This is a genomic window from Streptomyces aurantiacus, from assembly GCF_027107535.1.
Classification (GTDB): Bacteria; Actinomycetota; Actinomycetes; order Streptomycetales; family Streptomycetaceae; genus Streptomyces.
This window is the reverse complement of sequence record NZ_CP114283.1, coordinates 9150634-9176524: the sequence shown is the minus strand read 5'-3', so window position 1 is coordinate 9176524 and position 25891 is coordinate 9150634. Positions and strand designations below refer to the sequence as shown.

The 25891-nt window shown below is 71.2% G+C and carries 25 protein-coding genes, 1 tRNA gene and 1 pseudogene; 13 read left to right on the top strand and 14 right to left on the bottom strand.

Annotation, left to right across the window (positions count from 1 at the left end):
* Positions 1-17: 17 nt before the first annotated feature.
* The 3 genes from O1Q96_RS42455 to phoU form a co-directional block, all read right to left on the bottom strand.
* Positions 18-563, bottom strand: a complete 546-nt coding sequence (locus O1Q96_RS42455; RefSeq protein WP_269253169.1) for an HAD domain-containing protein — start codon at positions 561-563, stop codon at positions 18-20.
* Positions 564-883: 320 nt separating this feature from the next.
* A complete protein-coding gene (locus O1Q96_RS42450; RefSeq protein ID WP_217454024.1) occupies positions 884-1036 on the bottom strand; it encodes a hypothetical protein in 153 nt (50 codons plus the stop codon).
* A gap of 195 nt (positions 1037-1231) precedes the next feature.
* Entirely contained in the window at positions 1232-1909 is a 678-nt protein-coding gene (gene phoU, locus O1Q96_RS42445) for a phosphate signaling complex protein PhoU (protein WP_217454025.1), read from the bottom strand.
* 289 nt (positions 1910-2198) lie between these two features.
* Here phoU and phoR point away from each other — a divergent pair, with 289 nt between their 5' ends.
* Positions 2199-3527 carry a two-component system sensor histidine kinase PhoR gene (gene phoR, locus O1Q96_RS42440; protein ID WP_269253168.1) on the top strand — a complete coding sequence of 443 codons (1329 nt, stop codon included), beginning with the start codon at positions 2199-2201 and terminating at the stop codon, positions 3525-3527.
* A complete protein-coding gene (phoP, locus tag O1Q96_RS42435) occupies positions 3524-4204 on the top strand; it encodes a two-component system response regulator PhoP (protein WP_189771758.1) in 681 nt (226 codons plus the stop codon). The genes phoR and phoP overlap by 4 nt, the downstream gene beginning before the upstream one ends.
* Positions 4205-4329: 125 nt before the next feature.
* Here the strand turns inward: phoP and O1Q96_RS42430 are convergent, their stop codons facing one another.
* Positions 4330-5019, bottom strand: coding sequence for a copper chaperone PCu(A)C domain-containing protein (locus O1Q96_RS42430; protein WP_269253167.1), 690 nt, complete (start codon positions 5017-5019; stop codon positions 4330-4332).
* Between the two features lie 645 nt (positions 5020-5664).
* Here O1Q96_RS42430 and O1Q96_RS42425 point away from each other — a divergent pair.
* The 6 genes from O1Q96_RS42425 (at position 5665) to O1Q96_RS42400 (ending at position 12219) form a co-directional block, all read left to right on the top strand.
* The gene (locus O1Q96_RS42425) at positions 5665-6147 is read left to right on the top strand and encodes a CarD family transcriptional regulator (RefSeq protein WP_006380568.1); all 483 of its coding nucleotides are present in this window, start codon (positions 5665-5667) and stop codon (positions 6145-6147) included.
* Positions 6148-6499: 352 nt separating this feature from the next.
* Positions 6500-7252: a 2-C-methyl-D-erythritol 4-phosphate cytidylyltransferase gene (gene ispD, locus O1Q96_RS42420; RefSeq protein ID WP_269253166.1), complete on the top strand. Its 753-nt coding sequence runs from the start codon at positions 6500-6502 to the stop codon at positions 7250-7252.
* Positions 7242-7766: a 2-C-methyl-D-erythritol 2,4-cyclodiphosphate synthase gene (ispF, locus tag O1Q96_RS42415; protein WP_269253165.1), complete on the top strand. Its 525-nt coding sequence runs from the start codon at positions 7242-7244 to the stop codon at positions 7764-7766. The genes ispD and ispF overlap by 11 nt, the downstream gene beginning before the upstream one ends.
* 188 nt (positions 7767-7954) lie before the next feature.
* Positions 7955-9355 carry a cysteine--tRNA ligase gene (gene cysS, locus O1Q96_RS42410; RefSeq protein WP_269253164.1) on the top strand — a complete coding sequence of 467 codons (1401 nt, stop codon included), beginning with the start codon at positions 7955-7957 and terminating at the stop codon, positions 9353-9355.
* A gap of 122 nt (positions 9356-9477) precedes the next feature.
* On the top strand, positions 9478-10434 hold the full coding sequence (gene rlmB, locus O1Q96_RS42405; protein WP_269253163.1) for a 23S rRNA (guanosine(2251)-2'-O)-methyltransferase RlmB: 957 nt from the start codon (positions 9478-9480) through the stop codon (positions 10432-10434).
* A 135-nt stretch (positions 10435-10569) separates the two neighbouring features.
* Positions 10570-12219 (top strand): DoxX family protein, encoded by a 1650-nt coding sequence (locus O1Q96_RS42400; RefSeq protein WP_269253162.1) that lies wholly within the window; start codon positions 10570-10572, stop codon positions 12217-12219.
* 93 nt (positions 12220-12312) lie between these two features.
* On the opposite strand, the gene O1Q96_RS42395 is transcribed toward O1Q96_RS42400, so the two are convergent.
* From O1Q96_RS42395 to O1Q96_RS42385, 3 genes are all read right to left on the bottom strand, one after another.
* A complete protein-coding gene (locus O1Q96_RS42395; protein ID WP_269253161.1) occupies positions 12313-13044 on the bottom strand; it encodes a nucleotidyltransferase family protein in 732 nt (243 codons plus the stop codon).
* A gap of 165 nt (positions 13045-13209) precedes the next feature.
* Positions 13210-13692, bottom strand: a complete 483-nt coding sequence (locus tag O1Q96_RS42390) for a hypothetical protein (protein WP_269253160.1) — start codon at positions 13690-13692, stop codon at positions 13210-13212.
* 229 nt (positions 13693-13921) lie between these two features.
* Positions 13922-15058, bottom strand: a complete 1137-nt coding sequence (locus tag O1Q96_RS42385) for an ABC transporter ATP-binding protein (protein WP_269253159.1) — start codon at positions 15056-15058, stop codon at positions 13922-13924.
* 253 nt (positions 15059-15311) lie between these two features.
* Between O1Q96_RS42385 and O1Q96_RS42380 the strand changes: the two genes are divergently transcribed.
* Positions 15312-15385 (top strand) — tRNA-Thr (locus tag O1Q96_RS42380).
* A 26-nt stretch (positions 15386-15411) separates the two neighbouring features.
* Here the strand turns inward: O1Q96_RS42380 and O1Q96_RS42375 are convergent.
* Together O1Q96_RS42375 and O1Q96_RS42370 are read right to left on the bottom strand one after the other, a co-directional pair.
* Positions 15412-16140 (bottom strand): alpha/beta hydrolase, encoded by a 729-nt coding sequence (locus tag O1Q96_RS42375; RefSeq protein ID WP_269253158.1) that lies wholly within the window; start codon positions 16138-16140, stop codon positions 15412-15414.
* Positions 16141-16156: 16 nt separating this feature from the next.
* Positions 16157-17623, bottom strand: coding sequence for an NAD(P)/FAD-dependent oxidoreductase (locus O1Q96_RS42370; protein ID WP_269253157.1), 1467 nt, complete (start codon positions 17621-17623; stop codon positions 16157-16159).
* A gap of 23 nt (positions 17624-17646) precedes the next feature.
* Here O1Q96_RS42370 and O1Q96_RS42365 point away from each other — a divergent pair.
* Together O1Q96_RS42365 and O1Q96_RS42360 are read left to right on the top strand one after the other, a co-directional pair.
* A pseudogene (locus O1Q96_RS42365) lies at positions 17647-18529 on the top strand (aminoglycoside phosphotransferase family protein).
* A 41-nt stretch (positions 18530-18570) separates the two neighbouring features.
* Positions 18571-19047, top strand: coding sequence for a GNAT family N-acetyltransferase (locus O1Q96_RS42360; RefSeq protein WP_269253156.1), 477 nt, complete (start codon positions 18571-18573; stop codon positions 19045-19047).
* A gap of 98 nt (positions 19048-19145) precedes the next feature.
* Here O1Q96_RS42360 and O1Q96_RS42355 read toward each other — a convergent pair whose 3' ends face one another.
* Both O1Q96_RS42355 and O1Q96_RS42350 read right to left on the bottom strand, forming a co-directional pair.
* Positions 19146-20129 (bottom strand): zinc-binding dehydrogenase, encoded by a 984-nt coding sequence (locus O1Q96_RS42355; RefSeq protein ID WP_269253155.1) that lies wholly within the window; start codon positions 20127-20129, stop codon positions 19146-19148.
* Between the two features lie 57 nt (positions 20130-20186).
* Positions 20187-21359 (bottom strand): NAD(P)-binding protein, encoded by a 1173-nt coding sequence (locus O1Q96_RS42350; protein WP_269253154.1) that lies wholly within the window; start codon positions 21357-21359, stop codon positions 20187-20189.
* 191 nt (positions 21360-21550) lie between these two features.
* On the opposite strand from O1Q96_RS42350, the gene O1Q96_RS42345 reads away from it, so the two are divergent.
* Positions 21551-22264 (top strand): pentapeptide repeat-containing protein, encoded by a 714-nt coding sequence (locus O1Q96_RS42345; RefSeq protein ID WP_269253153.1) that lies wholly within the window; start codon positions 21551-21553, stop codon positions 22262-22264.
* Between the two features lie 465 nt (positions 22265-22729).
* Here the strand turns inward: O1Q96_RS42345 and O1Q96_RS42340 are convergent, their stop codons facing one another.
* A complete protein-coding gene (locus O1Q96_RS42340) occupies positions 22730-23230 on the bottom strand; it encodes a hypothetical protein (protein WP_217454126.1) in 501 nt (166 codons plus the stop codon).
* A 37-nt stretch (positions 23231-23267) separates the two neighbouring features.
* Here O1Q96_RS42340 and O1Q96_RS42335 point away from each other — a divergent pair, with 37 nt between their 5' ends.
* Positions 23268-24665 (top strand): M1 family metallopeptidase, encoded by a 1398-nt coding sequence (locus O1Q96_RS42335; RefSeq protein WP_269253152.1) that lies wholly within the window; start codon positions 23268-23270, stop codon positions 24663-24665.
* 13 nt (positions 24666-24678) lie between these two features.
* On the opposite strand, the gene O1Q96_RS42330 is transcribed toward O1Q96_RS42335, so the two are convergent.
* Positions 24679-25194, bottom strand: coding sequence for a GNAT family N-acetyltransferase (locus O1Q96_RS42330; protein ID WP_269253151.1), 516 nt, complete (start codon positions 25192-25194; stop codon positions 24679-24681).
* A 109-nt stretch (positions 25195-25303) separates the two neighbouring features.
* Complete coding sequence (locus O1Q96_RS42325) at positions 25304-25879, bottom strand: TerD family protein (protein WP_269253150.1); 576 nt, start codon at positions 25877-25879, stop codon at positions 25304-25306.
* Between the last annotated feature and the right edge of the window lie 12 nt (positions 25880-25891).

Below are 25891 nucleotides of genomic sequence, written 5' to 3'. Positions count from 1 at the left end.
CGGCCCACAAGCTTTCGTCACATGTCGCCCCGGCCGGCCGCCCGCCGCAGCCACGTGTCGAGGGCGACGAAGTCCGGATCGCCGAGGCCCTGGCGCGGATCGACGCGGTGGAGCAGCGCGTGCCCTTCGTGGTGGGCGGAGACCCAGGCCCGGTCCGTTTCGGTGATCTCGTCGTCGACCCAGGCGAACGAGCGGCCGGCTGCCAGGTCGACGAGGGCCCGGGTCTTCCAGTGCAAGCCGTTCCGCTCGTCCCGCTCGTCCCGTTCGTCCATGTCGGACGGATCCGGCCAGGTCACCACGGGCAGTTGGGGGAGGCCCAGGCGTGGCGCGACGCACTCGTTCGCGTCGGCCATCCATGTCGTGGCCCAGACCAGCTCGCACGGCGGCGCTGCCAGCCGGGGCCCGAGCTCGGGATCGATCCTGGCCAGCAGCGGATTCGAGCCGCTTTCCCACCGCTCGGGACCGGTCGGATACGTCCGGTACTGGTGTGGCGCCGCCCCGAACGGGATGAGTGGTCCGTCGACATCGAGGAACAACAGTGGGCGTCGCGGAGAGCCTGTCACGGCAGCACTTTGACATGCTCCTCGGGTTGAAGCCCGATGCGCTACGAAATGAAACCTCGGTAGCGGCTCTTGCCGCATGTGCCCCGGCTCGATGCGGCACGGACGGGCCGCGAACCTGAAGCGGGTGCGCGGGCAGTGCGCGCGCAATCCGGTCAGCCGGTCACCCGCGCAGGGAGCAGCAAGCGAAAGGGCCCCGCACCTGAAGCGGGGCCCGTTCGCGGTCGTGTGCCGCGGTTCGCACGCCACATCTCGGTGGCTACCTCAATGGTTACCGCGGTGGCACGCCGGTGTCGTACGGCGTCACTTCTCGCTGCGGCGCGTCAGCCGCACTGGCAGGGGTTGCCGGACTGGCACCCGCATCCGCAGCCCGAGCCGCAGCCGCAGGCGCCGAAGAGCGGCAGGCTCTTGATCTCGGCGGGCTGCTGCGTCTCGCGCTCCTGGGTCGGGTCGGGCGTGGTGGGGGAATCAGCCATGGGTCCCTCCTCGAAGGCTTGTGCCTACGCCCATTGCATGCCCACCAGGTCGGGCGCATCAACGGCGCACAGAGGCTCGTACGCCCCTGCGGGAAAGCCTCGCGCCCCCCATACGGGCGGCACGAGCCGCGGCGAACGCGGTGCTCGCCCGCCCGCCCGCGCCCCGACCGCCTGCCCGGCCCAGGGCCCGGAGGCCTACGCCCCTTCGACCTGCGGTGTGGTCTGGAGACCGTCGGCGTGTTCGCCGGTCACCAGGAACACCACCCGGTTCGCCACCGACACCGCGTGGTCCGCGAACCGCTCGTAGTAGCGGCCCAGCAGCGTCACGTCCACCGCCGTCTCGATGCCGTGCTTCCAGCGGTCGTCCAGGAGGTGCTGGAAGAGCGTGCGGTGGAGGAGGTCCATCGCGTCGTCGTCCTGCTCCAGCTGGAGGGCGAGGTCGACGTCCTTGGTGACGATGACCTCCGCCGCCTTGGCCATGAGCCGCTGTGCGAGCTGGCCCATCTCCAGGATCGTGGCGTGCAGGTCATGCGGAATGGCGCGCTCCGGGAACCGCAGCCGCGCCAGCTTCGCCACGTGCTGGGCGAGGTCGCCGGAGCGCTCCAGGTCGGCGGACATACGGAGCGAGGTGACGACGATCCGCAGGTCCGTGGCGACGGGCTGCTGCCGCGCCAGCAGGGCTATCGCCCGAGCCTCGAGGTCGTGCTGGAGATCGTCGACCTTCTGGTCGGCCGCGATCACGCTCTCCGCGAGCTTCAGGTCGGAGTCGAGGATCGCCGTCGTGGCGCGACCGATCGCCGACCCGACAAGGCGGGCCATCTCGACCAGGCCCTCGCCGATCGAGTCAAGTTCCTCGTGGTACGCGTCCCGCATCAGGATGTCCCTTTCCTACGTCTGCTTCGGGGGGCTCACAGGGGCTCGTGAACCCCACGCTCCCACGGTCCGGCCTGAACGCGTCGGTTTCCGACCCCTCAAATGAACCATCACCGGCACCCAGGTGAACTCTGGGCGACGCCGTCTCCCCTCCCCGGTGGAAAGGGTGCCCTGCCCGCTCGTACGAAGTGAACCAGCACGGTCCCCAGGGTGAACTCTGGGCGACGAGTGTTCGAGTCCACCCTCGTACGGCTGTGACCCGGGCGTACGGCGTGCCTAACCTGGAGCCATGGACGTGAACGCGGCGGTCGCCGCAGCGGCAGCGATCGCCGGTGTGCTCACCGGCGCCATCGCCGTGCTGGCGTTCCGCTGGAGCGAGCGGGAACAGAAGCGCCCCACCCGCACCTCCCTGCACACGGACCCGGTCCTGCCGCCGGGAGTGGACACGGTCCTGTCCGTGCTCCGCTCCTCCGCCGTCGTGCTCGACGAGGCCGACGCCGTGGTCAAGGCCAGCTCGGCCGCGTACGCCCTCGGCCTTGTGCGCGGCGGGAAACTGGCCGTCGAGCCGATGATCCAGATGGCCCGTGACACCCGCAGGGACGGTGAGATACGCCAGGTCGAGCTGGATCTGCCCCGGCGGGGCACCGGCCGGGGCGACGCCCTCGCCGTGTCCGCCCGGGTGGCGCCGCTCGGCTCCAGGCTCGTACTGCTCCTGGTCGAGGACCTCACCGAGGCCCGCCGGATCGAGGCGGTTCGACGCGACTTCGTCGCCAACGTCAGCCACGAGCTCAAGACCCCGGTCGGCGCGCTCTCCCTGCTCTCCGAGGCCGTCATGGGCGCCTCGGACGACCCGGAGGCCGTGGAGCGCTTCGCCGGGCGGATGCAGATCGAGGCCACCCGCCTCACCAACCTCGTACAGGAGCTCATCGACCTCTCCAGGGTCCAGAACGACGATCCGCTGGAGGACGCCGAGCCCGTACGCGTCGACGAACTGGTCGCCGAGGCGATCGACCGCTGCCGCCACCAGGCCGGAGCCAAGCAGATCACCATGGCTTCGAACATGAGGCCGCCCGAAGGACTGGATCCGGACGGCGGCGGGCGGCGGGCGGGCGGCACCGCCGATCTGAGCATCTGGGGCAACCGGGGTCAGCTGGCCGCCGCGCTGGGCAACCTGGTGGAGAACGCCGTCAACTACTCGCCCGCCCGCACCCGGGTCGGCATAGCCGCGCGCCGGGTGACCACACCCGGCGGAGACCTCATCGAGATCGCCGTGACCGACCAGGGCATCGGCATCTCCGACAAGGACAAGGAGCGTGTCTTCGAGCGCTTCTACCGCGTCGACCCGGCCCGTTCCCGCGCCACAGGCGGTACGGGGCTGGGGCTCGCGATCGTCAAGCACGTGGCCGCCTCGCACGCCGGGGAGGTCACGGTGTGGAGTTCCGAGGGTCAGGGCTCCACCTTCACCCTGCGGCTGCCGGAGGCGGGCCCGGCCCGCGACCGGCAGACCGACGACCGGACACCCGGCCTCGACGAAGACGACGAGACCGGTCAGACCGACGGGACGACCACCGTCTCATCCCCGTACGAACCCTTTTCCTCCCCGGAGGTCCTTCCGTGACCCGAGTGCTCGTCGTCGAGGACGAGGAGTCCTTCTCCGACGCCCTGTCCTACATGCTCCGCAAAGAGGGCTTCGAGGTCGCCATCGCGACCACCGGGCCCGACGGTCTCGACGAGTTCGAGCGCAACGGCGCCGATCTCGTCCTCCTCGACCTGATGCTGCCCGGGCTGCCCGGCACCGAGGTGTGCCGCCAGCTGCGCAGCCGTTCGAACGTCCCGGTGATCATGGTCACCGCCAAGGACAGCGAGATCGACAAGGTCGTGGGGCTGGAGATAGGAGCCGACGACTACGTGACCAAGCCCTTCTCGTCGCGTGAGCTGGTCGCCCGTATCCGGGCCGTCCTGCGCCGCCGCGGCGAGCCGGAGGAGGTCAGCCCGGCCGCGCTGGAGGCCGGTCCGGTCCGTATGGACGTCGACCGCCACGTGGTCACCGTCTCCGGCTCCAAGGTCGACCTCCCGCTCAAGGAGTTCGACCTCCTGGAGATGCTCCTGCGCAACGCGGGCCGCGTCCTGACCCGTATGCAGCTCATCGACCGGGTGTGGGGCGCCGACTACGTCGGTGACACCAAGACGCTGGACGTCCACGTGAAGCGCCTGCGGGCGAAGATCGAGCCGGACCCCGGTGCGCCCCGCTACCTGGTGACGGTCCGCGGCCTGGGATACAAGTTCGAGCCGTAGACCGACCGCCTCTCCCGCTCACAGGGGTCATGACGAAGGGCGGGACTCCCGGAAACGGGGTCCCGCCCTTCGTCATGCGCTCGTACGCGGTTCTCCCGTACGGGAGAACGGTGGCAGTGGGCCGCTCAGTGGCCCGCGGCCGGCTGCGAGGACGACGCGCTCGCCGACGCCGCGTCCGTGGGCTTGGCGCCCGCCTCGCCCGACTCCTCGGCCTGGCCCGAGGCGCTCCCGGAGGGCGACCCGGACGCCGCGCCGGACTCCGGCGTGGACGCCGAGGGCTCGGTGCTCGGCGCGGCCGGGGCCTCGGTCGGGCCCCAGTCGGAGTAGTAGCCCTCGGCCGGCACGACGAACGCCTCCAGCTTCACGGCACCCGTCTTGCTGAAGGTGAAGGTGACCGGCTGCGCGTCGCCGTCCTTGAAGGCCTCGCGGCTGCTCTCCAGCACGGCGGAGGCATTGTCCTTGCCACCGAGGATCAGCGAACCGCCGGCCGGGACGGTCACCTTCCCCGAGCCCTTGGCGGGCTTGAGCTTCGCGGGCCGGTCGATGCCCTCGACCGTGACGGATTCCAGGGTCTGGGCGGTCGACCCGCTGTTGAACAGCGTCGCGGAGACCACGGCCGGTCCCGTCGACTCCAGTTCGGCCTGGGTGATGACCACGGCGTTCTGGATCTTGATGTCGCCGACACTGACGGCGGCGTTGTCCGGCTTGACCTCCAGGGTCTGGGCCTTGTTGCCGGCACCGCAGGCGGCGAGCGAGGCGATCGAGAACGCGATGGCGGCGGCGGCGAGGGCGCCGCGTCGAAGGCTGCTGCTCACGGCGGCGGCAACTCCTTGAACGTGGGCGAAGCAGAGCGGCTCCTGTGTAAAGCCGCTCTAAGGGTCTGTCAGCGGCCTTAGGTTACCGAGCCGTTCCCGTGCCGCCGCACCCGACCCGCCTCTAGGGCTCCTCGGGCACGGCCGGACGCCGGTTCTCGTTCTGCCCGTCACTCACGTCACGCGCTGTACATGCACACTCCATGGACCTGATGGGCCACGCGCTCGTCCGTCTTTCACATAAGAGCCCTCGGTAAGCCTCCGGCGCGGACTTGCGGATTTCCCGTAAGGAATGCACGGCGGTCCGAGAAATTGATCTTCGGGCGATCTCCGGCCCGCGTGATCAATTCCGGATTCGTCTCGTACGTGACTCCGTGCACCGAACGGAGTAGCGGAGGATCGGCCCCCGGAACCCGACAAATCCGGACGTTCAGGCACGTGAGCGGGCCTCCTGGATGTTGTAACGTGCGCGTTTCGCCCCGCTCGGAGAGCCGCTCCGACCTGCGAATACCGTCTTCCGCCGCCCCTTCGCAGCACGTTCCTGTTGCGATTGTCAAGCCCCGAGATGTGCCCTGACCTGCGAAAACGCCATTCAGAACCCGCAGTTTCCGTGTTACTCTGGATAGCCACGGAAGGGGTACCTGTCACATGACGTTCAAGGTTGGCGACACCGTGGTCTATCCCCATCACGGGGCCGCGCTGATCGAGGCTATCGAAACTCGCCAGATCAAAGGCGTGGACAAGACCTACTTGGTGCTGAAGGTCGCCCAGGGTGATCTGACAGTGCGTGTGCCAGCGGACAATGCGGAGTTCGTCGGCGTACGTGATGTGGTCGGTCAGGAAGGGCTGGACCGGGTCTTCGAGGTGCTGCGCGCGCCGTACGCCGAGGAGCCCACGAACTGGTCCCGTCGTTACAAGGCAAATCTTGAGAAGCTCGCCTCCGGCGATGTCATCAAGGTGGCGGAGGTAGTCCGTGACCTGTGGCGTCGTGAGCGCGAGCGTGGACTCTCCGCCGGCGAGAAGCGCATGCTCGCCAAGGCCCGCCAGATCCTGGTGAGCGAGCTCGCCCTCGCGGAGAACACGAACGAGGACAAGGCCGAGGCCCTGCTCGACGAGGTCCTCGCGTCCTGACGCCCGTCACACTCTGATCGCTTTCTGACCTGAGGCGAAACGAGCGGTTCGGCGCAATGAAATGCCGCGGTGCCCGATGACGTATCCATTGTCGCCGGGCGCTGCGGCATGTCCGTACCCGGAAACCGTGCACTCCCGGAAACCCGAGACGCGGGAACCGCGCACTCTTCGGACCTCTGAACAATTCAGGAATCCGATACTAGGTGTGCCGGGCCCGTGCAGCCTGCTCGACCGGATGTCACGGAAGGGTCCGGTCGGGGCGTCGCGCCCGGCACACCCCCGAACTCTGTGAGCCGGGGGTACGCCCAGGCCATACCCATGTCGGCCGAGCACACAAACCTGACAGGAACCGATGTCTGACGATTCGCGCCCCTCGCCTTCGGGGGCCCGTACGGCGGCCGTGATTCCGGCCGCCGGCCGGGGCGTACGCCTCGGCCCGGGCGCTCCCAAAGCGCTTCGCGCGCTGAACGGCACTCCCATGCTCATCCACGCGGTGCGGGCCATGGCCGCGTCGCGTGCCGTCTCCCTCGTCGTCGTCGTGGCTCCGCCCGACGGGGCCGCCGAGGTCAAGACACTCCTCGACGCGCACGCGCTGCCCGAGCGGACCGACTTCCTCGTCGTGCCAGGCGGCGAGAGCCGGCAGGAGTCCGTGCGACTCGGGCTCGACGCGCTGCCGCCCGGCATCGACATCGTGCTCGTGCACGACGCGGCGCGCCCGCTCGTGCCCGTCGACACGGTCGACGGCGTCATCGAGGCGGTACGCGACGGCGCTCCCGCCGTCGTCCCGGCACTGCCGCTCGCGGACACCGTCAAGCAGGTCGGGCCCCCCGCGGCGCCCGGGGCGCCCGAGCCCGTGGTCGATACGCCGGAGCGGGCGCGGCTGCGTGCCGTCCAGACCCCCCAGGGCTTCGAACGCGACACCCTCGTACGGGCCCACGCGACGGTCACGGACAACGTCACCGACGACGCGAGCATGGTCGAGCAGCTCGGGCTCCCGGTCGTGGTCGTGCCCGGCCACGAGGAGGCGTTCAAGGTGACGCGTCCGCTGGACCTGGTGCTCGCGGAGGCGGTTCTGGCCCGGCGGAGGATGAACGATGGCTTCTGAGGCACCCCCGTCCGAGACGCCCCCGTCCGAGGCGCCCCTGTTGCCGCAGGTCGGCATCGGCACCGACATCCACGCCTTCGAAGAGGGCAGGGAGTTGTGGTGCGCCGGGCTGAAGTGGGAGGGCGAGGGGCCCGGGCTCGCGGGCCACTCCGACGCGGACGTCGTCGCGCACGCCGCGTGCAACGCGCTGTTCTCCGCGGCGGGGCTCGGTGACCTGGGACAGCACTTCGGTACGGGACGGGCCGAGTGGTCCGGGGCGTCCGGGGTGACCCTCCTGACGGAGGCGGCCCGCATCGTCCGGGCGGCGGGGTTCACGATCGGCAACGTCGCCGTGCAGGTCGTCGGCCCCCGGCCCAAGATCGGCAAGCGGCGGGACGAGGCGCAGAAGGTTCTTTCGGAGGCGGTGGGGGCGCCGGTGTCGGTGTCCGGGGCCACGACCGACGGCCTCGGGTTCCCCGGGCGCGACGAGGGGCTGATGGCGGTCGCCACGGCGCTGGTGGCGCGGGTGGCCTGAGCGGGGGACCCCTCAGCCTTGCTGCTCGGGGCTCCGCCCCGCGATCCCCGCCCCTCGCACGCCGCAGGGGCCGGAATCCGGGGCGGAATCCCATGGGCGCGGCGACCGCGGGACGCAGATGTCACGAATCGTGCCCCATGTGCCGGAAGGGTCGCGGGGCACTGCCCACCGCCCACTACCCTGGTGGGGTGACTATTCGGCTGTACGACACCAGCGCCCGGCAGATTCGCGATTTCACCCCGATCACGCCGGGTTGTGTCTCGATCTACCTGTGCGGCGCCACGGTGCAGGCGGCCCCGCACATCGGGCACATCCGGTCCGGGCTGAACTTCGACATCATGCGCCGCTGGTTCGAGCACCGCGGCTACGACGTCACGTTCGTCCGGAACGTGACGGACATCGACGACAAGATCATCAGGAAGTCCGCGGAGCAGAACAGGCCGTGGTGGTCGATCGGCTACGAGAACGAGCGCGCGTTCAACGACGGCTACGCGGCACTGGGCTGCCTCCCGCCGACGTACGAGCCGCGGGCCACCGGTCATGTGACCGAGATGGTCGAGATGATGCGCACGCTCATCGAGCGCGGTCACGCGTACGAGGCCGACGGGAACGTCTACTTCGACGTGCGGTCCCTGCCCGGCTACCTCTCCCTCTCCAACCAGGACCTGGACGAGCTGCGCCAGCCCGCGGAGGACGGCGAGACCGGCAAGCGGGATCCGCGGGACTTCGCCATGTGGAAGACGGTCAAGCCCGGCGAGCCCTCCTGGGAGACGCCCTGGGGGCGCGGCCGGCCCGGCTGGCACCTGGAGTGCAGCGCCATGGCGCACAAGTACCTGGGCGCTGCCTTCGACATCCACGGCGGCGGCATCGACCTGATCTTCCCGCACCACGAGAACGAGATCGCCCAGGCCAAGGGCTTCGGCGACGAGTTCGCGCACTACTGGGTGCACAACTCGTGGGTCACCATGAGCGGCGAGAAGATGTCGAAGTCGCTCGGCAACTCCGTGCTGGTGAGCGAGATGGTCAAGGCGTGGCGGCCCATCGTGCTGCGCTACTACCTCGGCACCCCGCACTACCGCTCCACCATCGAGTACAGCGAAGAGGCGCTGCGCGAGGCCGAGTCGGCGTTCGCGCGGATCGAGGGCTTCGTGCAGCGCGTGGTGGAGAAGGCCGGGGGCGCCGTCGAGCCCGCGGCCGAGGTGCCGCCGGCGTTCGCCGAGGCGATGGACGACGACCTGGGCGTCCCGCAGGCGCTCGCGATCGTCCACACCACGGTCCGCCAGGGCAACAGCGCCCTGGCCGCCGACGACAAGGAAGCGGCCGTCGCCCGGCTCGCCGAGGTCAGGGCGATGCTCGCCGTCCTCGGTCTCGACCCGCTCGACCCGCACTGGGCGGGCGAGAGCGACCGCGGCGAGGACCTGCACGGGGTCGTCGACACGCTCGTACGGCTGATGCTCCAGCAGCGCGAGTCCGCCCGGACCCGCAAGGACTGGGCCACCGCCGACGCCATCCGCGACCAGCTCAACCAGTCCGGTCTCGTCATCGAGGACGGCCCCCAGGGCCCGCGCTGGACCCTCGGCCCGCGCTGAGCGTTTCCTTGATCGATTGTGCCGTCCGGGTCTCCGGGCGGCACACTCGTAGACGCACGGCATTTCACAGACACGTACACCAGAGGCGTACACGCGTACGTCCGCGCACAGACAGGTAGGTCATGGCCGCTAACAACCGCCGCATGTCCGGCAAGAAGGGCGCGCAGGTCGGCAGTGGCGGCCAGCGACGCCGGGGCCTGGAAGGCAAGGGCCCGACCCCGCCCGCCGAGGCGCGCAAGGGGCACAAGAAGAACCGCATCGCCAACGCCAACGCCAGGGCCAACGCGAAGCAGACCGTGCGTCGTCCCTCGCCGCGCGGCGGCCGGGGCGGCAAGGGCACGTCCGAGATGGTCGTCGGGCGCAACTCCGTCGTCGAGGCGCTGCGCGAGGGCGTGCCCGCGACGATGCTGTACGTCCAGCAGTTCATCGACAACGACGAGCGGGTGCGCGAGGCGCTCCAGCTCGCCGCGGACCGCGGCGGCATCCACCTCATGGAGGCCCCCCGCCCCGAGCTCGACCGCATGACCAACGGGCTCAACCACCAGGGACTCGTCCTCCAGGTCCCGCCCTACGAGTACGCGCACCCCCAGGACCTCGCCGCCGCCGCGTACGACGAGGGCAGGGACCCGCTGATCGTCGCGCTCGACGGTGTGACGGACCCGCGCAACCTCGGAGCCGTCGTCCGGTCCGTCTCCGCCTTCGGCGGCCACGGCGTGGTCGTGCCCGAGCGCCGCGCGGCCGGCATGACCGCCGGTGCCTGGAAGACCTCCGCCGGCGCGGCGGCCCGTACGCCCGTGGCCCGTGCCGCCAACCTGACCCGGGCTCTCGAGTCCTACAAGAAGGCCGGTCTCGTCGTGGTCGGTCTCGCCGCGGACGGCGAGGCCGAGGTCGGCGACCTGGAGGCGCTCAGCGGTCCCGTCGTCATCGTCGTCGGCAGCGAGGGCAAGGGCCTGTCTCGACTCGTGGGTGAGACCTGCGACTTCCGGGTGCGCATCCCGATGCCGGGCGGCACCGAGTCGCTGAACGCCGGTGTGGCCGCGGGAGTTGTGCTGTACGAGGCCTCGCGGCGCCGGGTCTGACAGCGTTTCGCCGGACCGGGGGCGGTGCGAAACACCGTCCCCGCGGGGCGATCCGGACGGGCTGGTTGATCTTGACGCGGTCCGGACAGATCGGCCCGGTCAAAGCAGTGTCCTAAACACACGTCACTCGGTTAGATGAGTGTGGACACCAGAACACCCCGCACACCCACGGGGGACCGCTCGTTGGGATTCGACGACGCTCCCGCGCTGAGCATGGTGAAGGTGCCGAGCGATCCGGCGCAGGTCATCGTCAATCATGCGAGCTTCCGCGTGCAGCTCAACACCGCGCCGCGGGCCCAGTCCCCGCGTGCCGCGCGGCACTTGGGCCAGGGCGACGACACAGCACGCATCCCCGCCGTCGGAACCGCCGCAGGCACCCGCCGCCGCGCGCCCGTCGTCTGGAGCGGGAAGTCCGCCCCCGACGACACCGGCGCCACCCGGCTGTTGCAGGCCGTACGGAGTACGAGTCTGGGGCACGGCGCCGAGGAACCGGCGGGCGAAGGCGGTTCGACCCAGGTCATTCCGCGTGTCGACGGCGGCGGCCCCGCCGGGTTCGACGTCGACGCCACCGTCGAGACCCCCGCCGTCCGCGGCCCCGAGACCCGCCTCCTGCCGCAGCAGATGCGCAGTGCGGGCAGCGCGTACGAGGAGCTCGACGAATCCCCGTACGCCCAGGGCGAGTTCGGCGACGACTCCTACGACGACGAGTACCGGGACGACGGCTCGGAGCTCAAGCGGCACGGCGCGGCCCCCGTCCGGCACGGGTACTACCCCGGCCGCCGGATGAACCTCGGCGTCGTCCTGCTCCCGCTCCGCGTCTTCCTCGGCTTCATCTCCATCTACGCAGGCATGGGCAAGCTCTGCGACCCCGTCTACTTCGACGGCGGCAAGCGCGGCTCCATGGTCAAGTGGCTCAACTCGCTGCACCCGTGGGAACTCGCCGAGCCCCTGCGCGAGTTCGCCCTGCAGCACCCCGTCGGCGCCGGACTCCTCATCGCCTTCTTCCAGGTGATCGTCGGCGTTCTCACCGTCCTCGGCCTGTGGCAGCGGGTGGCGGCGGTCGTCGGCGCCCTGCTGTCGGCGGCGCTGCTGCTCACCGTCAGCTGGAAGTCCGTCCCCGCCTACGACGCGCCCGACATCATCTACCTGGCGGCCTGGTCGCCGCTGATCATCGCGGGCGCCCCCGTCTACTCCATCGACGGCCGTCTCGCGGGCGAGGCCTGGCGCACGCTCGGGCCGCGCGCCGAGATCTGGGAGCTGCGCCGCCGCGTACTGCGGCGCGGCGCGCTCGTCGCGGCGATCGTCGTCGGGCTCACCCTGCTCATCGGTTCGCTGCTCGGTGGCGCCGTCCGTGACGCCGACCGCGTGGTCGTCCCCGGCCCGGGTGAGGCTCCGCGCAACGAACTGCCCGGCTCCCCGCTCCCGGAGGAGCCCGGCCAGCGCCGCGACAGGCAGAGCCCGTCGGCGTCCAACTCGCCCACCCGGGGCGCGGCGTCGGCAAGCCCCTCGGGCGCCGCCGCGACCACCCCCGGCGCCGCGGCCCGCGAGACGGCCGGCGCCGGTGCCGGTCAGCCCAGCCAGACGCAGGGCTCCGGTCAGGCCCCGCCGCAGCAGTCGGCCCCGCCGCAGGCGCCCAGCACCAGCGCGGGACCGTCCTCCTCGGGCGGCACCACGGGCGGTACCGGCTCGGGCGGCGGCAGCGGCTCCGGAGGCGGCTCGGGCGGCAGCGGCGGCTCCGGAGGCTCCGGCGGCGGCTCCGGGCTCGTGGGCGGTCTGCTCGGCTGAGGAACCCGTACGACGCCGATGGGGCCCCGCACCACTCAGGTGCGGGGCCCCATCGGCGTGTGGGACAGGTCTACGGGCGGAGGCGGGTGGGCCTCAGCGTCCCAGTGCCGCCAGCTCCTTGGCCGCCTCCGTGAGGTCCTTGGCGGTGTCGATGGCGCGCCAGTACGCGCCCTGCGGGATCGGGTAGCCGGCCAGGCGGCGCTCGCGGGCCAGGCGCGGGAACGTGGAACGCTCGTGGTCACCGAGGGCGGGAAGCAGGTCGGCGAACTCGGGGGAGAAGACGTACACGCCCGCGTTGATGCCGTACGCGGTCGGCGGGGACTCGATGAAGTCCGTGATGTGACCGAAGTCGTCGGTCTCGACGGCGCCCCACGGGATGCGGGGGCGGGCCAGCGCGAGGGTGGCCACCGCGTCGCGCTCGGTGTGGAAGTCCGCCATCTCGCGCAGCGAGAAACGGGTCCAGATGTCACCGTTCGTCGCGTACCAGGGGCGGTCGGGGTGGGGCAGGTGCTTGGCGGCGAACTTGAGGCCGCCACCACGGCCCAGGGGCTCCGACTCGACCACGGTGGTCACGGAGACGGGCAGGTCCGCCGACTCCAGCCACTGCTGGAGCACTTCGGCGAGGTGACCGCACGAGACGACGACGTCGGTGACGCCCTCCTCGGCGAGCCAGGCCAGCTGGTGGCCGATGATCGGGGTCCCGGTGCCGGGGATCTCGACCATCGGCTTGGGACGGTCGTCGGTGTAGGGACGCAGCCGGGAGCCCTGGCCGCCGGCCAGGACGACGGCTTGAACGGGGCGCGACGCGGCGTTCGGATCGGTCATGCCCGAACTTTACGTGGCGCCCCGCGGGTTTCGCGGATGGGTGGCTGCGGGCTGCGCGGGCGGGCGTCCGCGGGACGGTGGGGGCTGGGCGCGCAGGTACCCGCGCCCCTTCGGGGCTGCACCCCTGACGGGGCACAGCCCCCGCCGACGGGGCCGCTGTCCGCCTCAGGTGTGCTGGGCTGCCACGCCCGTGGCGAAGGACGTGTCGCAGACCGGGCGGGCGAACGACTGGGCGCGGGTCGGACCGTACGCGCGGACCGCGGCGCGGCCCAGGGCACGGGCGATGGACGCGCAGTGCTTGCCGAGGGAAGGTCGGTCGTTCACGGCCTCCTGGAGGTGGGTGAGGGCCACGCCCGGGTTCTTCTCCTGGAGTTCGATCAGGAGCTGGTCGCGCAGCACGTCCTGCGGAGTGCGGGACGGGGCGCGCTGGGAGACGTCCGCGGCCGACGCCGCGAGCGCCGACGTGGAGGAGTCGTTCCCCGACCAGTTGACTCGGGTGACCGCGAGCGTCCCGGAGAGCACCAGGACGACGGGCAGAACGAGGGCGAGAGTACGGCCGATCCGGCGGGCCGGGCCGCGCCCGTGCCGTGTCGGTCGGTCGGCGGGGCCGCGGCCGTGTCGCGTCGAGTGGTTAGTGGAGTGCTTCACGCGAGTGAGGGTAGCGCGGGGTGATGATTTGGCGACATTTAGTAATCAGTTCGGGGGACGGGGGAATCCTCGTTTTCGAGTTTGACGTTGACGGACAGGTGTCGAAATGACCGGTCTGCCGGGGTATTTGTCGACAACGAAGAAGGCCCCGCAACTCTCTGCGGGGCCTTCTTCGTCAACTCGGGTGAATTATCCGGGATCCGCCCGGCCGGTCGGGGGAGTTGCGCGATCAGTCGGTGAGGCGCTCACCGGTGGAGGTCGAGAACACGTGGGTCTCGCCCGCGCGCGGCACGACGTGCAGGGTGGCGCCCTTCTCCGGGACCGCGCGGCCGCTGACGCGGACGACCAGGTCCTGGATGTTGTCGTCGAGCTTGGCGCTGCCGTAGACGTAGCCGTCGGCGCCGAGTTCCTCGACGACGTTCACGGTGACGGCGAGGCCGGCCGGAGCGTCCGCGGTCTCCTTCGACAGGGTCGACGCGGCGGTGCCGCCCTGCTCGACGATGTCGAAGTGCTCGGGACGGACGCCGACCGTGACCGTACGGTCACCCTTGTCGGAGGCGGCCTTGAGGGCCTCGCGGTTGACGGGCACCACGCTGTTGCCGAACTTCACGCCGCCGTCGGTGATCGGGACCTCGACGAGGTTCATCGCCGGGGAGCCGATGAAGCCGGCCACGAAGAGGTTCGCCGGGCGGTCGTACATGTTGCGCGGCGAGTCGACCTGCTGGAGCAGACCGTCCTTGAGGACCGCGACACGGTCGCCCATGGTCATGGCCTCGACCTGGTCGTGGGTGACGTACACCGTGGTGATGCCGAGGCGGCGCTGCAGCGACGCGATCTGCGTACGGGTCGAGACGCGGAGCTTGGCGTCGAGGTTCGACAGCGGCTCGTCCATGAGGAACACCTGGGGCTCACGCACGATGGCGCGACCCATGGCGACACGCTGGCGCTGACCGCCGGAGAGGGCCTTCGGCTTGCGGGCCAGGTAGTCCGTGAGGTCGAGGATCTTCGCCGCGTCCTCGACCTTCTGGCGGATCTCGGCCTTGTTGATGCCGGCGATCTTGAGGGCGAAGCCCATGTTGTCCGCGACCGTCATGTGCGGGTACAGCGCGTAGTTCTGGAACACCATGGCGATGTCCCGGTCCTTCGGCGGCAGGTGCGTGACGTCGCGGTCACCGATGTGGATCGAGCCGGCGTTGACGTCCTCGAGACCCGCGAGCATGCGCAGGGAGGTGGACTTTCCACAGCCGGAGGGACCGACGAGGACGAGGAACTCGCCGTCCGCGACGTCGAGCTCGAGCTGGTCGACGGCGGGCTTGTCGCCACCCGGGTAGATGCGGGTCGCCTTGTTGAACGAGACAGTGGCCACGGTGCTGGGCCCCCTTCACCGGCAGGAACGTGCCGGACGATCCGTTGTAAAGGTGGTGTGACCGCTACGGAACGGTCCGTAGTGGTGTAGTCCACATGAGCGAACTGGGTCAGGACGCTACCCCGCGTTCACACGTTCTGTCAGTACTCCGAGGGCGATGAAGTTCGAGGAAATTTTCGACGGAGCCCCTCTGTGACGTGGGTACACTGCTCGGGCGTGCCCGCGGGTACGCGCAGAGCACGCCCGCGTGCAGGCCTCCTTAGCTCAGCTGGCCAGAGCAACGCACTTGTAATGCGTAGGTCGTCGGTTCGAATCCGACAGGGGGCTCCGGATGCAGTGCCGAAAGGCCCAGGTCACTTCGTGGCCTGGGCCTTTTGCCTGGGTACGCCCGCTGCTTGGGCGATGACCCGGGCCGTGCGCAGGCCCTCGCGGTGGGCCGATCCGGAGTGGGCGGGGCGGCAGCGGCCCCACTCGGGGGAGTACTCGGCCATCACCGCGCCCGGGTGGTCCGTGGTGAGCTCCGTGAGGGGTGCCGGGCGGCCGCACTCGGCCAGGACGCGCTGGAACTCGCCCGCGTTGGCGAAGTCGCACACCGTGTCCTGCGTGCCGTGCACCAGGTGGATGGGCAGCGGCGGGGCGGAGGCGCAGACGTCCATGGGGGAGGGCAGGCCGAGCAGCGGCTCGGGCTGGTTGTAGCGGGCGGCGATGCCGACCACGGCGGCCGGGCGCCAGCCCTCCGGCGGGTCCGGGCGCAGGGCCGTGGCCATCGCGGCCCGGCCGCCCAGGGACCAGCCGACGAGGACGACCTCGGCCGGGTCCCGTACGAAGTCCCAGGTGAAGCGGAGGGACGCGGCGAGCTGGGGGCGGCCGCCGTCGGGGGCGTCCGGGTGCCAGTCGGGGACTATGACGGTGGCGCCGAGGCGGGCGACCTCCGCGGCCAGCGCGCCGAGGACGTCCCGTTCGGCGGGGCCGCGGCCGTGCCAGAGCAGGACCGTCGGGGCGTCCGGGGCGGCGGCGCGGTGGATGTCGAGGAGCTGACCGTCGGACGAGTAGCGGACGGTGTCCATGACTGCGGTGCTCATGGGGTTCCCCTGTCTCTCAGCGGCCCGCGACCCGGTCGGCGATGCGCGCGATCCGGGACGACTGTGCGGCACGGGTGGTGACTTCGCGGCGGTCGGCGGCTCGATACGTCGCGTACATGCCGTGTACCCCGAGCCAGCGGAAAGGCTCGGGTTCCCACTTACGGACCTTGTGTTCGACCCAGGGGAGGGTGGTGAGGTCGGTCGCGCCCGACTGGCCGGAGTCGCGCTGGACCAGGTCCCGCAGGGTGCGGGCGGCGAGGTTGGCCGTCGCGACGCCGGAGCCCACGTAGCCGCCGGCCCAGCCGAGGCCGGTGGAGCGGTCGAGGGTGACCGTGGCGCACCAGTCGCGCGGTACGCCGAGGACGCCCGACCAGGCGTGGGCCACGGCGACGTCCGTGAGCTGGGGGAAGAAGCGGACGAGCAGTTCGCGCAGTGCCTCGACCGTCGAGGCCCGGGTACGGCCGTCGTTGTCCGTGCGGGAGCCGAAGCGGTACGGGACTCCGCGGCCGCCGAGCGCGATGCGGTCGTCGGCGGTGCGCTGGGCGTACATGTAGGCGTGCGCCATGTCGCCGAGGGTCTCGCGGCCCTCCCAGCCGACGGACTCCCACTGGGCGGGGGTCAGGGGCTCGGTGGCGATCATCGAGGAGTTCATGGGGAGCCAGGTGCGCTTGTGGCCCTTGAGGGAGGCCGTGAAGCCCTCCGTACAGCGCAGGACGTAGGGGGCGCGGACCGTGCCGTACGGGGTGACGGCGTGCTTGGGTCTGATCTCGGTGACGGGGGTCGACTCGTGGATCGTGACGCCGAGTTCCTCGACGGCCGCCGCGAGGCCCTTGAGGAGCTTGACCGGGTGCAGGCGGGCGCCGTGCGGGGTCCAGGTCGAGCCGACGGCGTCCGCGACCCGGATGCGGTCGGCGGTCTCGCGGGCGCCGTACAGCTCGCGGTCCTTCTCGCCGTACGAGAGTTCCGTCTCGTGGAAGGCCTTCAGGCGGGCGAGCTGCGCCGGGGTGTACGCGACTTCGAGGACGCCGCCCTGGTGGATGTCGGCGTCGATGCCTTCCTCGCCGGCGACCCTGACCACCTCGTCGACCGTGGCGTTCATGGCCTCCTGGAGGCGTACGGCGGCCTCGTGGCCGTGCAGGCGCGCGTAGCTGTCTCGGCCCGCGATGCCGTTGTAGAGCCAGCCGCCGTTGCGCCCGGAGGCGCCGTAGCCGCAGAACTTCTGCTCCAGGACGGTGATGCGCAGGAAGGGGGCGGCCTTCTTCAGGTAGTAGGCCGTCCACAGGCCGGTGTAGCCGCCGCCGACGATCACGACGTCGGCGCTCGCGTCACCCGCGAGCGGCTCGCGGGGGGCGGGGAGGCCGTCCTGCGCGTACCAGAACGATATGCCACCGTTGACGACGGTGCGGGGCGCGTGGGGCGCGTGGGACGCCTGGTCCGTACCGGCCGCGCTGTCCGCGTGCTCCGCGTTCTCCGTGCTGCTCATGCGCGGGACGTTAGCTTCTCGAGGTGGCGGGTGTCTCCTTCGGATTTCGTGGTTCTCGTGAAGGTGGGCGTGAGGGTGGAGTCGATGGCCGGGTACGGACGACTGCTGGAGCGGGGCGGACTGTTTCTGGAGCGGTGGGGACTGCGGCAGCAGGGGGCGCCGATGAGCGGGCGGGTCTCGGTCGTGCTGCCCGTGGTGTGCGGGGACGGGACGCCGGCCGCGCTGAAACTGCAGGACGTCGACGAGGAGACGGCCGGTGAGGGGCTCGCGCTGCGGACCTGGGGCGGAGACGGGGTCGTACGGCTGCTGGACGAGGACGCGGAGACCGGCACGCTGTTGCTGGAACGGCTCGACGAGGACCGGCCGTTGGCCTCCGTGCCGGACGTGATGGAGGCGACGGCGGTTCTCGCGGAACTGCTGGCGCGGATCTCGGCCGTACCGGCGCCCGCGGGCCTGCGGCGGCTCGACGGAGTCGTGGCGGGCATGTTCGACCGGTTGCCGCCGGTGCTGAACTCCCTTGCGGCGGAGGGCGACCGGCGGCTGCTGGCGGACTGCGCGGCGGCCGTGCGCGAGGTCGCGGACGAGCCCGGGGACCGGCTGCTGCACTGGGACCTGCACTTCGAGAACGTCCTCGCGGCCGAGCGTGAACCCTGGCTCGTCATCGACCCGAAGCCGCTCGCCGGGGACCCCTGCTTCGAACTGCTGCCCGCGCTCTGGAACCGGTTCGACGAGGGCCGGGTGACGCGCCGCTTCGACCTCATGACGGAGACGCTGGGCGTGGACCGGGACCGGGCGCGTGCCTGGACGCTGGGGCGGGTGCTGCAGAACTCGCTGTGGAACGTCGAGGAGGGCGGGGCGCCGGACGAGGAGCAGGTCGCCGTCGCCCGGCTGCTGCTGGGGCGTTGAGCCCTTCCGGCCCCGGTCACGGGCTGTCGTAGCCTGCCCGCATGATTCGTACGGCGACGCCCGCTGATGTGCCCGTGATCCACTCCATGATCCGTGAACTGGCCGAGTACGAGAAGGTGGTGGACGAGGCGAGGGCCACCGAGGAGCAGTTGCGGGAGGCGCTCTTCGGGGAGCGGCCGGCCGCCTTCGCGCACATCGCGGAGTCCGCGGAGGGCGAGCCGGTCGGGTTTGCGCTGTGGTTCCTGAACTTCTCCACGTGGCGCGGGGTGCACGGCATCTACCTGGAGGACCTGTACGTACGGCCTCAGGCGCGGGGCGGCGGTCACGGGAAGGCGCTGCTCGGGGAGCTGGCGCGGATCTGCGTGGAGCGGGGCTACGAACGGCTGGAGTGGACGGTCCTCAACTGGAACAAGCCGTCGATCGACTTCTACGAGGCGATGGGCGCGCGGCCGCAGGACCAGTGGACGGTGTACCGGCTGACGGACGGGGCGTTGGCGGAGCTGGGGTCGGGGAGCTGACCCGGACGCCGCGAGGGCCCGTCAGCCGGTGCGGGGCCGTGCGGTGCGTGGGGTGGGGGGTGTGGGGCGCGAAGTGGTGTGCCGGGAGGTGTGAGGGGTCACGGTTCCAGGACTACTTTTCCGATGGTCGCCCTCGTCTCCAGTGCGCGGTGTGCCGCGGCCGCTTCCGCGAGGGGGAAGCGCTGGACGGCGGGGACCAGGCGGCCCTCGGCGGCCTCGGTGAGGGCACGCAGTTCCAGGGTGCGGATCGGGCTGGGGCCGCCTGCCTTCCGCATCATGGGGGGGCCGAGCACCGACTGTGACACGCCCTCGACGAGATACGGGCTGCCGTCGAGCAGGCCCGCGCCGGACCAGCCGAAGACGAGGTGTTTGCCGCCCGGGTCCGCGAGCAGGGCGACCGCCTCACGGGCCGTGTCGCCGCCCACGCCGTCGAGGACGATGGTGGCCGGGCGGTCGCCGAGGAAGCTCCTGACCCGGTCCGGCCAGTTCGGGTCCTTGTAGTCGACGGCCAGGTCGGCACCGTTCTTCTCGACATGGGCGACCTTCTCCGGGCCGCCCGCGAGGCCGATCACGGTGGCGCCCGCGTGCTTGGCGTACTGCACGAGGAGGGTGCCGATGCCGCCCGCCGCCGCGGGGACCACTGCCACGGAGTCGGCGGTGAGGTCGGCGAACTGGAGGATCCCCATCGTCGTACGGCCCGTGCCGATCATCGCGACGGCCTGGGCGAAGTCCAGGTTCGCGGGTATCTCGTGCAGACGGTCGACGTCCGTGACCGCGAGCTCGGCGTACCCGCCGGGGCTGAAGCCGAGATGCGCCACGACGCGCTTGCCCAGCCACAGGTCCGCGACGCCCTCACCGAGCGACTCGACGGTGCCGGCGACCTCGCGGCCCGGGACGGTGGGCAGGGCGGGCAGCTCCGGCAGAGGGCCCTGGACGCCCGTCCGGAGCGCGGTGTCGAGGAGGTGCACACCGGCCGCGGCGACCGCGACACGGACCTGGCCGGGGGCGGGCTCGGGGGCGTCGGCCCGCTCGTACGTGAGGTTCTCGGCGGGGCCGAAGGCGTGGAGGCGGATGGCGTGCATGGGGTCCCCTGGGTGTCGTGCCGCTGGGTGGTGTGGCTCGTGCCCAAGCGTTCAACCTCAGGCATGCTTGAGGTCAAGGCCTGCCCGGCTGCGGATCCCGAACGCCAGGGACACCGCTTCCAAGGCGCTGTTGAAGGACACCTCGGACAGCACGCCCGGGGCTGCCACCTGGTCGCCCGCGAGGTAGACGTCGTCGCCGCGGTCGATGGCCGGGCGGTCGCGCCAGCTCGTGCCGGGGAGGTCGACCGCGCCCGTGCGGCCGTTCGCGAGGGCCTCGCGGCGGTACGTCACGCGGTCGCGCCAGTCGGGGAAGGCGAGGTCGAGCAGTTCCTCGGCGCGGGCGATGCCTGCCGCACGGGACTCGTGGGGTGCGATCGGGATCTGGCCCTGGAGCAGCTGTTCGCCGGCCGGGGCGAGGGTGCGGTCCTGGGCCGTGAACCGCTCGATCCAGCCCGGCGCGTCCAGGTCGGAGACGGCGAACGCGTCGCCCCGGCGAGTGCGGACGGCCAGGTCGAGCAGGGCCGTGCGACCGCTCGGCCACGTCAGCGAGCCGTCCTTGAGGAGGGCGCGGGCCGCGTCCAGGGAAGTGGCCACGATGACGGGGCCGTGGTCGGTGGGGAGCGCGTCGACGCGGGCGAGCGTTTCGACACGCACGCCGAGATTCCAGGCCCTGGCCGCCATGCGGTCGATGACGCTCGCCCAGCCGCCGCGCGGGTAGTGCGCCTCCGGAGGGATTTTCGTGGCGCGGCGCAGGCGTTCCTGCACGAAGGCCGCGGAGAGGGCGCCCGGATCGTGGTGGAAGAGGGCGACCGCGGAGTAGTGGGCCGCGGCGATCGCGCCTTCGGGGCCTGCGACGTTCGTGGCCCAGGTCCTGAAATCCTGGTCCACCGGGGCCTGTTCGGCTGTTCGGCGCAGGAGCTTGAGCATCGGGAAGGGCGGAGTACGGCGGAGGGTGCCCTTGTGGCGGAGGCGCAGGCGGGCGGCTTCCAGGGGCGGGAGCGGGGCCAGCTCGCCGATCAGATCGCGCTGCTTCAGCCAGGTCCAGTGAGTGCCGCCCTTGTACAGCGCGTGCGGGCCCTCGTTCGTTCTGTACGGGCCCTCGGTGGTGCGGGCGCGGCCGCCGAGGGTGTGGTGGGCTTCGTACACGGTGACCTGGGCGCCCGCCTCCGCGGCGGTGATGGCGGCGGTGAGGCCGGCGAAGCCGCCGCCGACGACGGTGATGCGGTGCATGGCTGGGTCTCCCTCTGCTGCGGGGTGTTCTGTACGGCTGTTCTGTACGGCTGTTCTGTTCGGGTGTCGGTATCGGGGCGGCAGTGTTCTGCGCGACTCCTCTTATGACTCGTCGTGCGGCCCGGGATGTGACATCGGGGGATTCTTCGCAGGTCGGGGGCACTGTCGGTGGTGGGGTGCAGGATGGGGGCATGGCGAGCAGAGCGGCGAGGACCGGGGCGAGGACGGGCGCGGGGGCCGGCGCGGGGGTGAAGGGGGCGCGGCGGCCTGAGATGCGGCTGCCGCCGCTCGTGCCGTACGAGGGCGGTGAGCTGGAGCCCGACGGGGACTACGACGGGCTGCGGTTCGACGAGTTGGACTTCGTGGGGCAGGACGGTGGGGGTGCGCGGTTCATGGACTGCGTGCTGACGGGGTGCGCGGTGGACGAGACGCGGCTGCGGCATGCCCGTGTGCTGGACTCCGTGCTCACCGGGCTGCGGGGGGTGGGTACGGACCTCGGCTCGGTGACCTTCCGGGACGTGGAGGTGGTCGACGCGCGGCTGGGCGGGGTGCAGATGCACGGTGCCGTGCTGGAGCGGGTGGTCTTTCGCGGGGGGAAGATCGACTACCTGAATCTGCGGGAGGCCCGGATCAGGGACGTGGTGTTCGAGGGGTGCGTGCTGGTCGAGCCCGACTTCGGGGGCGCTCGGCTGGAGCGGGTGGAGTTCGTGGACTGTGTGCTGAAGGGGGCGGACTTCAGTGGGGTGTCGCTGACGGATGTGGATCTGCGGCGGGCGGCGGCGGTGGAGTTCGCGCGGGGGGTGGACCGGTTGGCGGGGGCTGTGATCAGTCCGGCTCAGTTGTTGGATCTGGCGGCGGTGTTCGCTGCCGAGGTGGGGGTTCGGGTGGTGGGGGTGGACGTGTGACCCTGCTGTCCGCTCCGCCGTCTGACGTTCGCGCCGGCTGGGAGGGGGGTCGGGGCCGTACCGGCGTGTCGAGTCCGCCGCAACTGGGTGTCCTGCTGTGGGTTTGAGGGTGAGGTTTCCTGGAGGAGCCCTACGCGGCGGACTGCGACACACCGGTACGGCCCGCTCCCGTGGGATGGCCCTCACGGGCGGAGAGCGGCTGGCCTCGGGCTGGATCTTCGGGCTCGGGTGCGTCCCCTCAGCCTGTCCGGCGACGAGCCCAGCATGGGTTCTCCAAACCCGGCCGGTGACGACCACCGTGGCCTCTCCGAGCCCGGTCGGCGATGGCCCTCACGGGCGGAGAGCGGCTGGGCCTCGGGCCGGATCTTCGGGCTCGGGTGCGTCCTATCAGCCCGTCCGGCGGTTGAGGGGGACGCCGTTCCGGCCGGTACTGGGGGGGGGTGGGGGTGGGCGGAGTCCCAGGGGTCAGGGGAGTCTGGGGTAGCGGGCTTCCAGGGTCCAGATTGCTGGGTTCTCCCGGAGCGCCTCGTGGAGGTCCGTCAGGTCCGCCAGGAGGTCGTGGAGGAAGTCGCGGGCCTCGCGGCGCAGTTCGGAGTGGGAGAAGGTGAGCGGGGGCTCGTCGCCGGGCATCCAGTCGGACTCGATGTCGACCCAGCCGAAGCGGCGCTCGAAGAGCATGCGGTCGGTGGACTCGGTGAAGTCCAGTTCGGCGCGCTGGGGGCGGGCGGCCCGGCTGCCCATGGGGTCCTGGTCGAGTTGCTCGACGATGTCGCACAGGGCCCACGCGAAGTCGAGCACCGGCACCCATCCCCAGGCTGTGGACAGCTCCCGGTCCGCCTTGGTGTCGGCGAGGTAGACGTCCCCGCAGAACAGGTCGTGGCGGAGCGTGTGGACGTCCGCGCGGCGGTAGTCGGTCTGCGGGGGGTCCGGGAAGCGGTAGGAAAGGGCGTAGCCGATGTCGAGCACGTGGGTGATGGTGTCACGCCGCTCTACGATCGTCGGCATGGCCCGATCCGTCTTCTTTGTTCCCCTGCTGGTGTGTGTCCTCGTCGCCTGTGACGGAGGCGTGCGGGGCACTGCGGGGGCTCCCGGGGTACGGGATCCGTACTTTCCCCGGTCGGGCAACGGCGGGTACGACGTCACGCACTACGGGCTCACCCTCGACTACGACCCGAGGACACGTCGGCTCACGGGTGAGGTCGCGATCGAGGCGCGGGCACTGCAGGACCTCAGTGCGTTCGACCTCGATCTCAAGGGCATGGAGGTCGAGTCCGTGGAGGTGGCGGGGAAGGCCGCCCGGTTCAACCGCAGCGGTGGTCATGAGCTCGTCGTCCGCCCGCGTGACGATCTGGACAAGGGGGCCGTCTTCACCACGGTGGTCCGGTACTCCGGGTCTCCGGAGACGATCACCGATCCGGACGGCTCACAGGAGGGCTGGCTGCCCACCCGAGACGGGGCCCTGGCCCTCGGTGAACCCACCGGGTCCATGACGTGGTTTCCCGGGAACCACCACCCGAGCGACAAGGCCGCGTACGACATCACGATCGCCGTGCCCGAAGGTCTGCAGGCCGTCTCGAACGGGGAGTTGCGGAGAGAGGAGACGAAGGGCGGGCGGGCCGTCTTCGACTGGCACGTCGGCGAGCCGATGGCGTCGTACGTGGCCACGGTCGCCATCGGTGACTTCGAGACGCGCCGTTCGACGACCGCTGACGGGCTGCCCGTTCACATCGCCGTGGATCCGGCGCAGGTGGCGGCGAGCCGTGACGTGCTCGACCGGATTCCCGAGATCGTGGAGTGGGCCGAGCGCACCTTCGGTCCGTACCCCTTCTCCTCGACCGGGGCGATCGTGGAGCGGGAGGGCGACGCGGGATACGCCCTGGAGACGCAGAACCGGCCCGTGTTCCCCGGCGCCCCCGGCATCGGCCTCCTCGTCCACGAGCTGGCCCACCAGTGGTACGGGAACTCCGTCACCCCCGAGTCGTGGCGCGACATGTGGCTCAACGAGGGCTTCGCGACCTACGCCGAGTGGCTCTGGGAGGAGGAGCACGGGGGCGACACCGCCCAGGACGTCTTCGACGCCCTCTACGCGGGCGACCACTACGACAAGAAGGCGGACAGCGACGCCGTCTGGGCCTTCCCGCCCGCCAGGCCGCCGAGCGCCGCGCACATCTCCGACAGCCCCGTGTACGAGCGGGGCGCCATGGTCCTGCACCGGATTCGTCAGACGGTCGGCGACAGGACCTTCCGCGCCATCCTCCGGGGCTGGGCCGCCCGGCACCGTCACGGCAACGCCGACACGGACGACTTCACCGCCTACGTGGAGAAGAAGGCGCCGGACCAGGATCTCTCGGGTGTCTGGGACGACTGGCTCTACGGGGATGGTCGGCCGGGCTCCCTCTGAAGCTGTTCCGGCGCTACCGCAGGATTTTGCGCAACACCGCGCACGGGCGGTTCAGCTGGCGGTCCCTGCGGTGTCCGATCGTCTCGTACCCGATGGTCGTCCAGAAGGTGAGGGCCGCGGGGTTGTTGTCCAGGGCGGCCAGCCGCAGGGCGTCCCGGCCCGCCTCTCGGAACCGGTCCTCGACGTGCGCCGCCAGCTGCCGTCCGTACCCCTTGCCCTGCTCCGCCGCGTCCACCAGCAGCAGGCCGATCCAGGGGTCCGGGTCCGCCGGGTCGGGGTGGTGCGCGAGTGTGATCGCGACGGCGACGAGCCGTCCGGCGCTCCGGGCCTGGAGGATCTCCACGTCCGGATTCGCCAGCTCGTCCGCCAGCGCCCTCGCCACCTGCTCGGGCCGGATGTCGTACGGGTCCGGGAAGTCACCGCTCAGGGCGTAGAAGGCGTGGTTCGAGGCGTAGAGGGCGGTGAGTTCCGTGAGGAGCGGGCCCGGCAGGTCGTGGTCGGGAGTGAGGGCGAGCGGTTCGAGGATCACGCGGGGCAGGGTAGCCGTCCGGGTGATCCGGGACGGGTCGGGAACGGACGAGGGGCCCCGGTCCGGCCGCAGCCGGGCCGGGGCCCCTCGATCGTCGTGCGGGTCGGACTCAGACGTTGACGCCGAAGTCCTGGGCGATGCCCGTCAGGCCGGACGCGTAGCCCTGGCCGACCGCGCGGAACTTCCACTCGGCGCCGTTGCGGTACAGCTCGCCGAAGACCATGGCCGTCTCGGTGGCCGCGTCCTCCGAGAGGTCGTAGCGTGCGATCTCGGTGCCGCCGTCCTGGTTCACGATGCGGATGTACGCGTTGCGGACCTGGCCGAAGTTCTGCGAGCGGGTCTCCGCGTCGTAGATCGAGACCGGGAAGACGATCTTGTCGACGTCGGCGGGGAGGCCCGCGAGGTTGACGTTGATCGCCTCGTCGTCGCCGGCGCCCTCACCCGTCCGGTTGTCGCCCGTGTGGACGATCGTCTGGTCCGGGGTCTGCTTGTTGTTGAAGAAGACGAAGTGGGCGTCCGAGTAGACCTTGCCCTCGGGGTTGACCGCGATGGCCGAGGCGTCCAGGTCGAAGTCGGTTCCCGTGGTGCTGCGGACGTCCCAGCCGAGGCCCACGGTGACGGCGGTCAGGCCCGGAGCCTCCTTGGTGAGCGAGACGTTGCCACCCTTGGACAGGCTTACAGCCATTGTTGGGAGTCC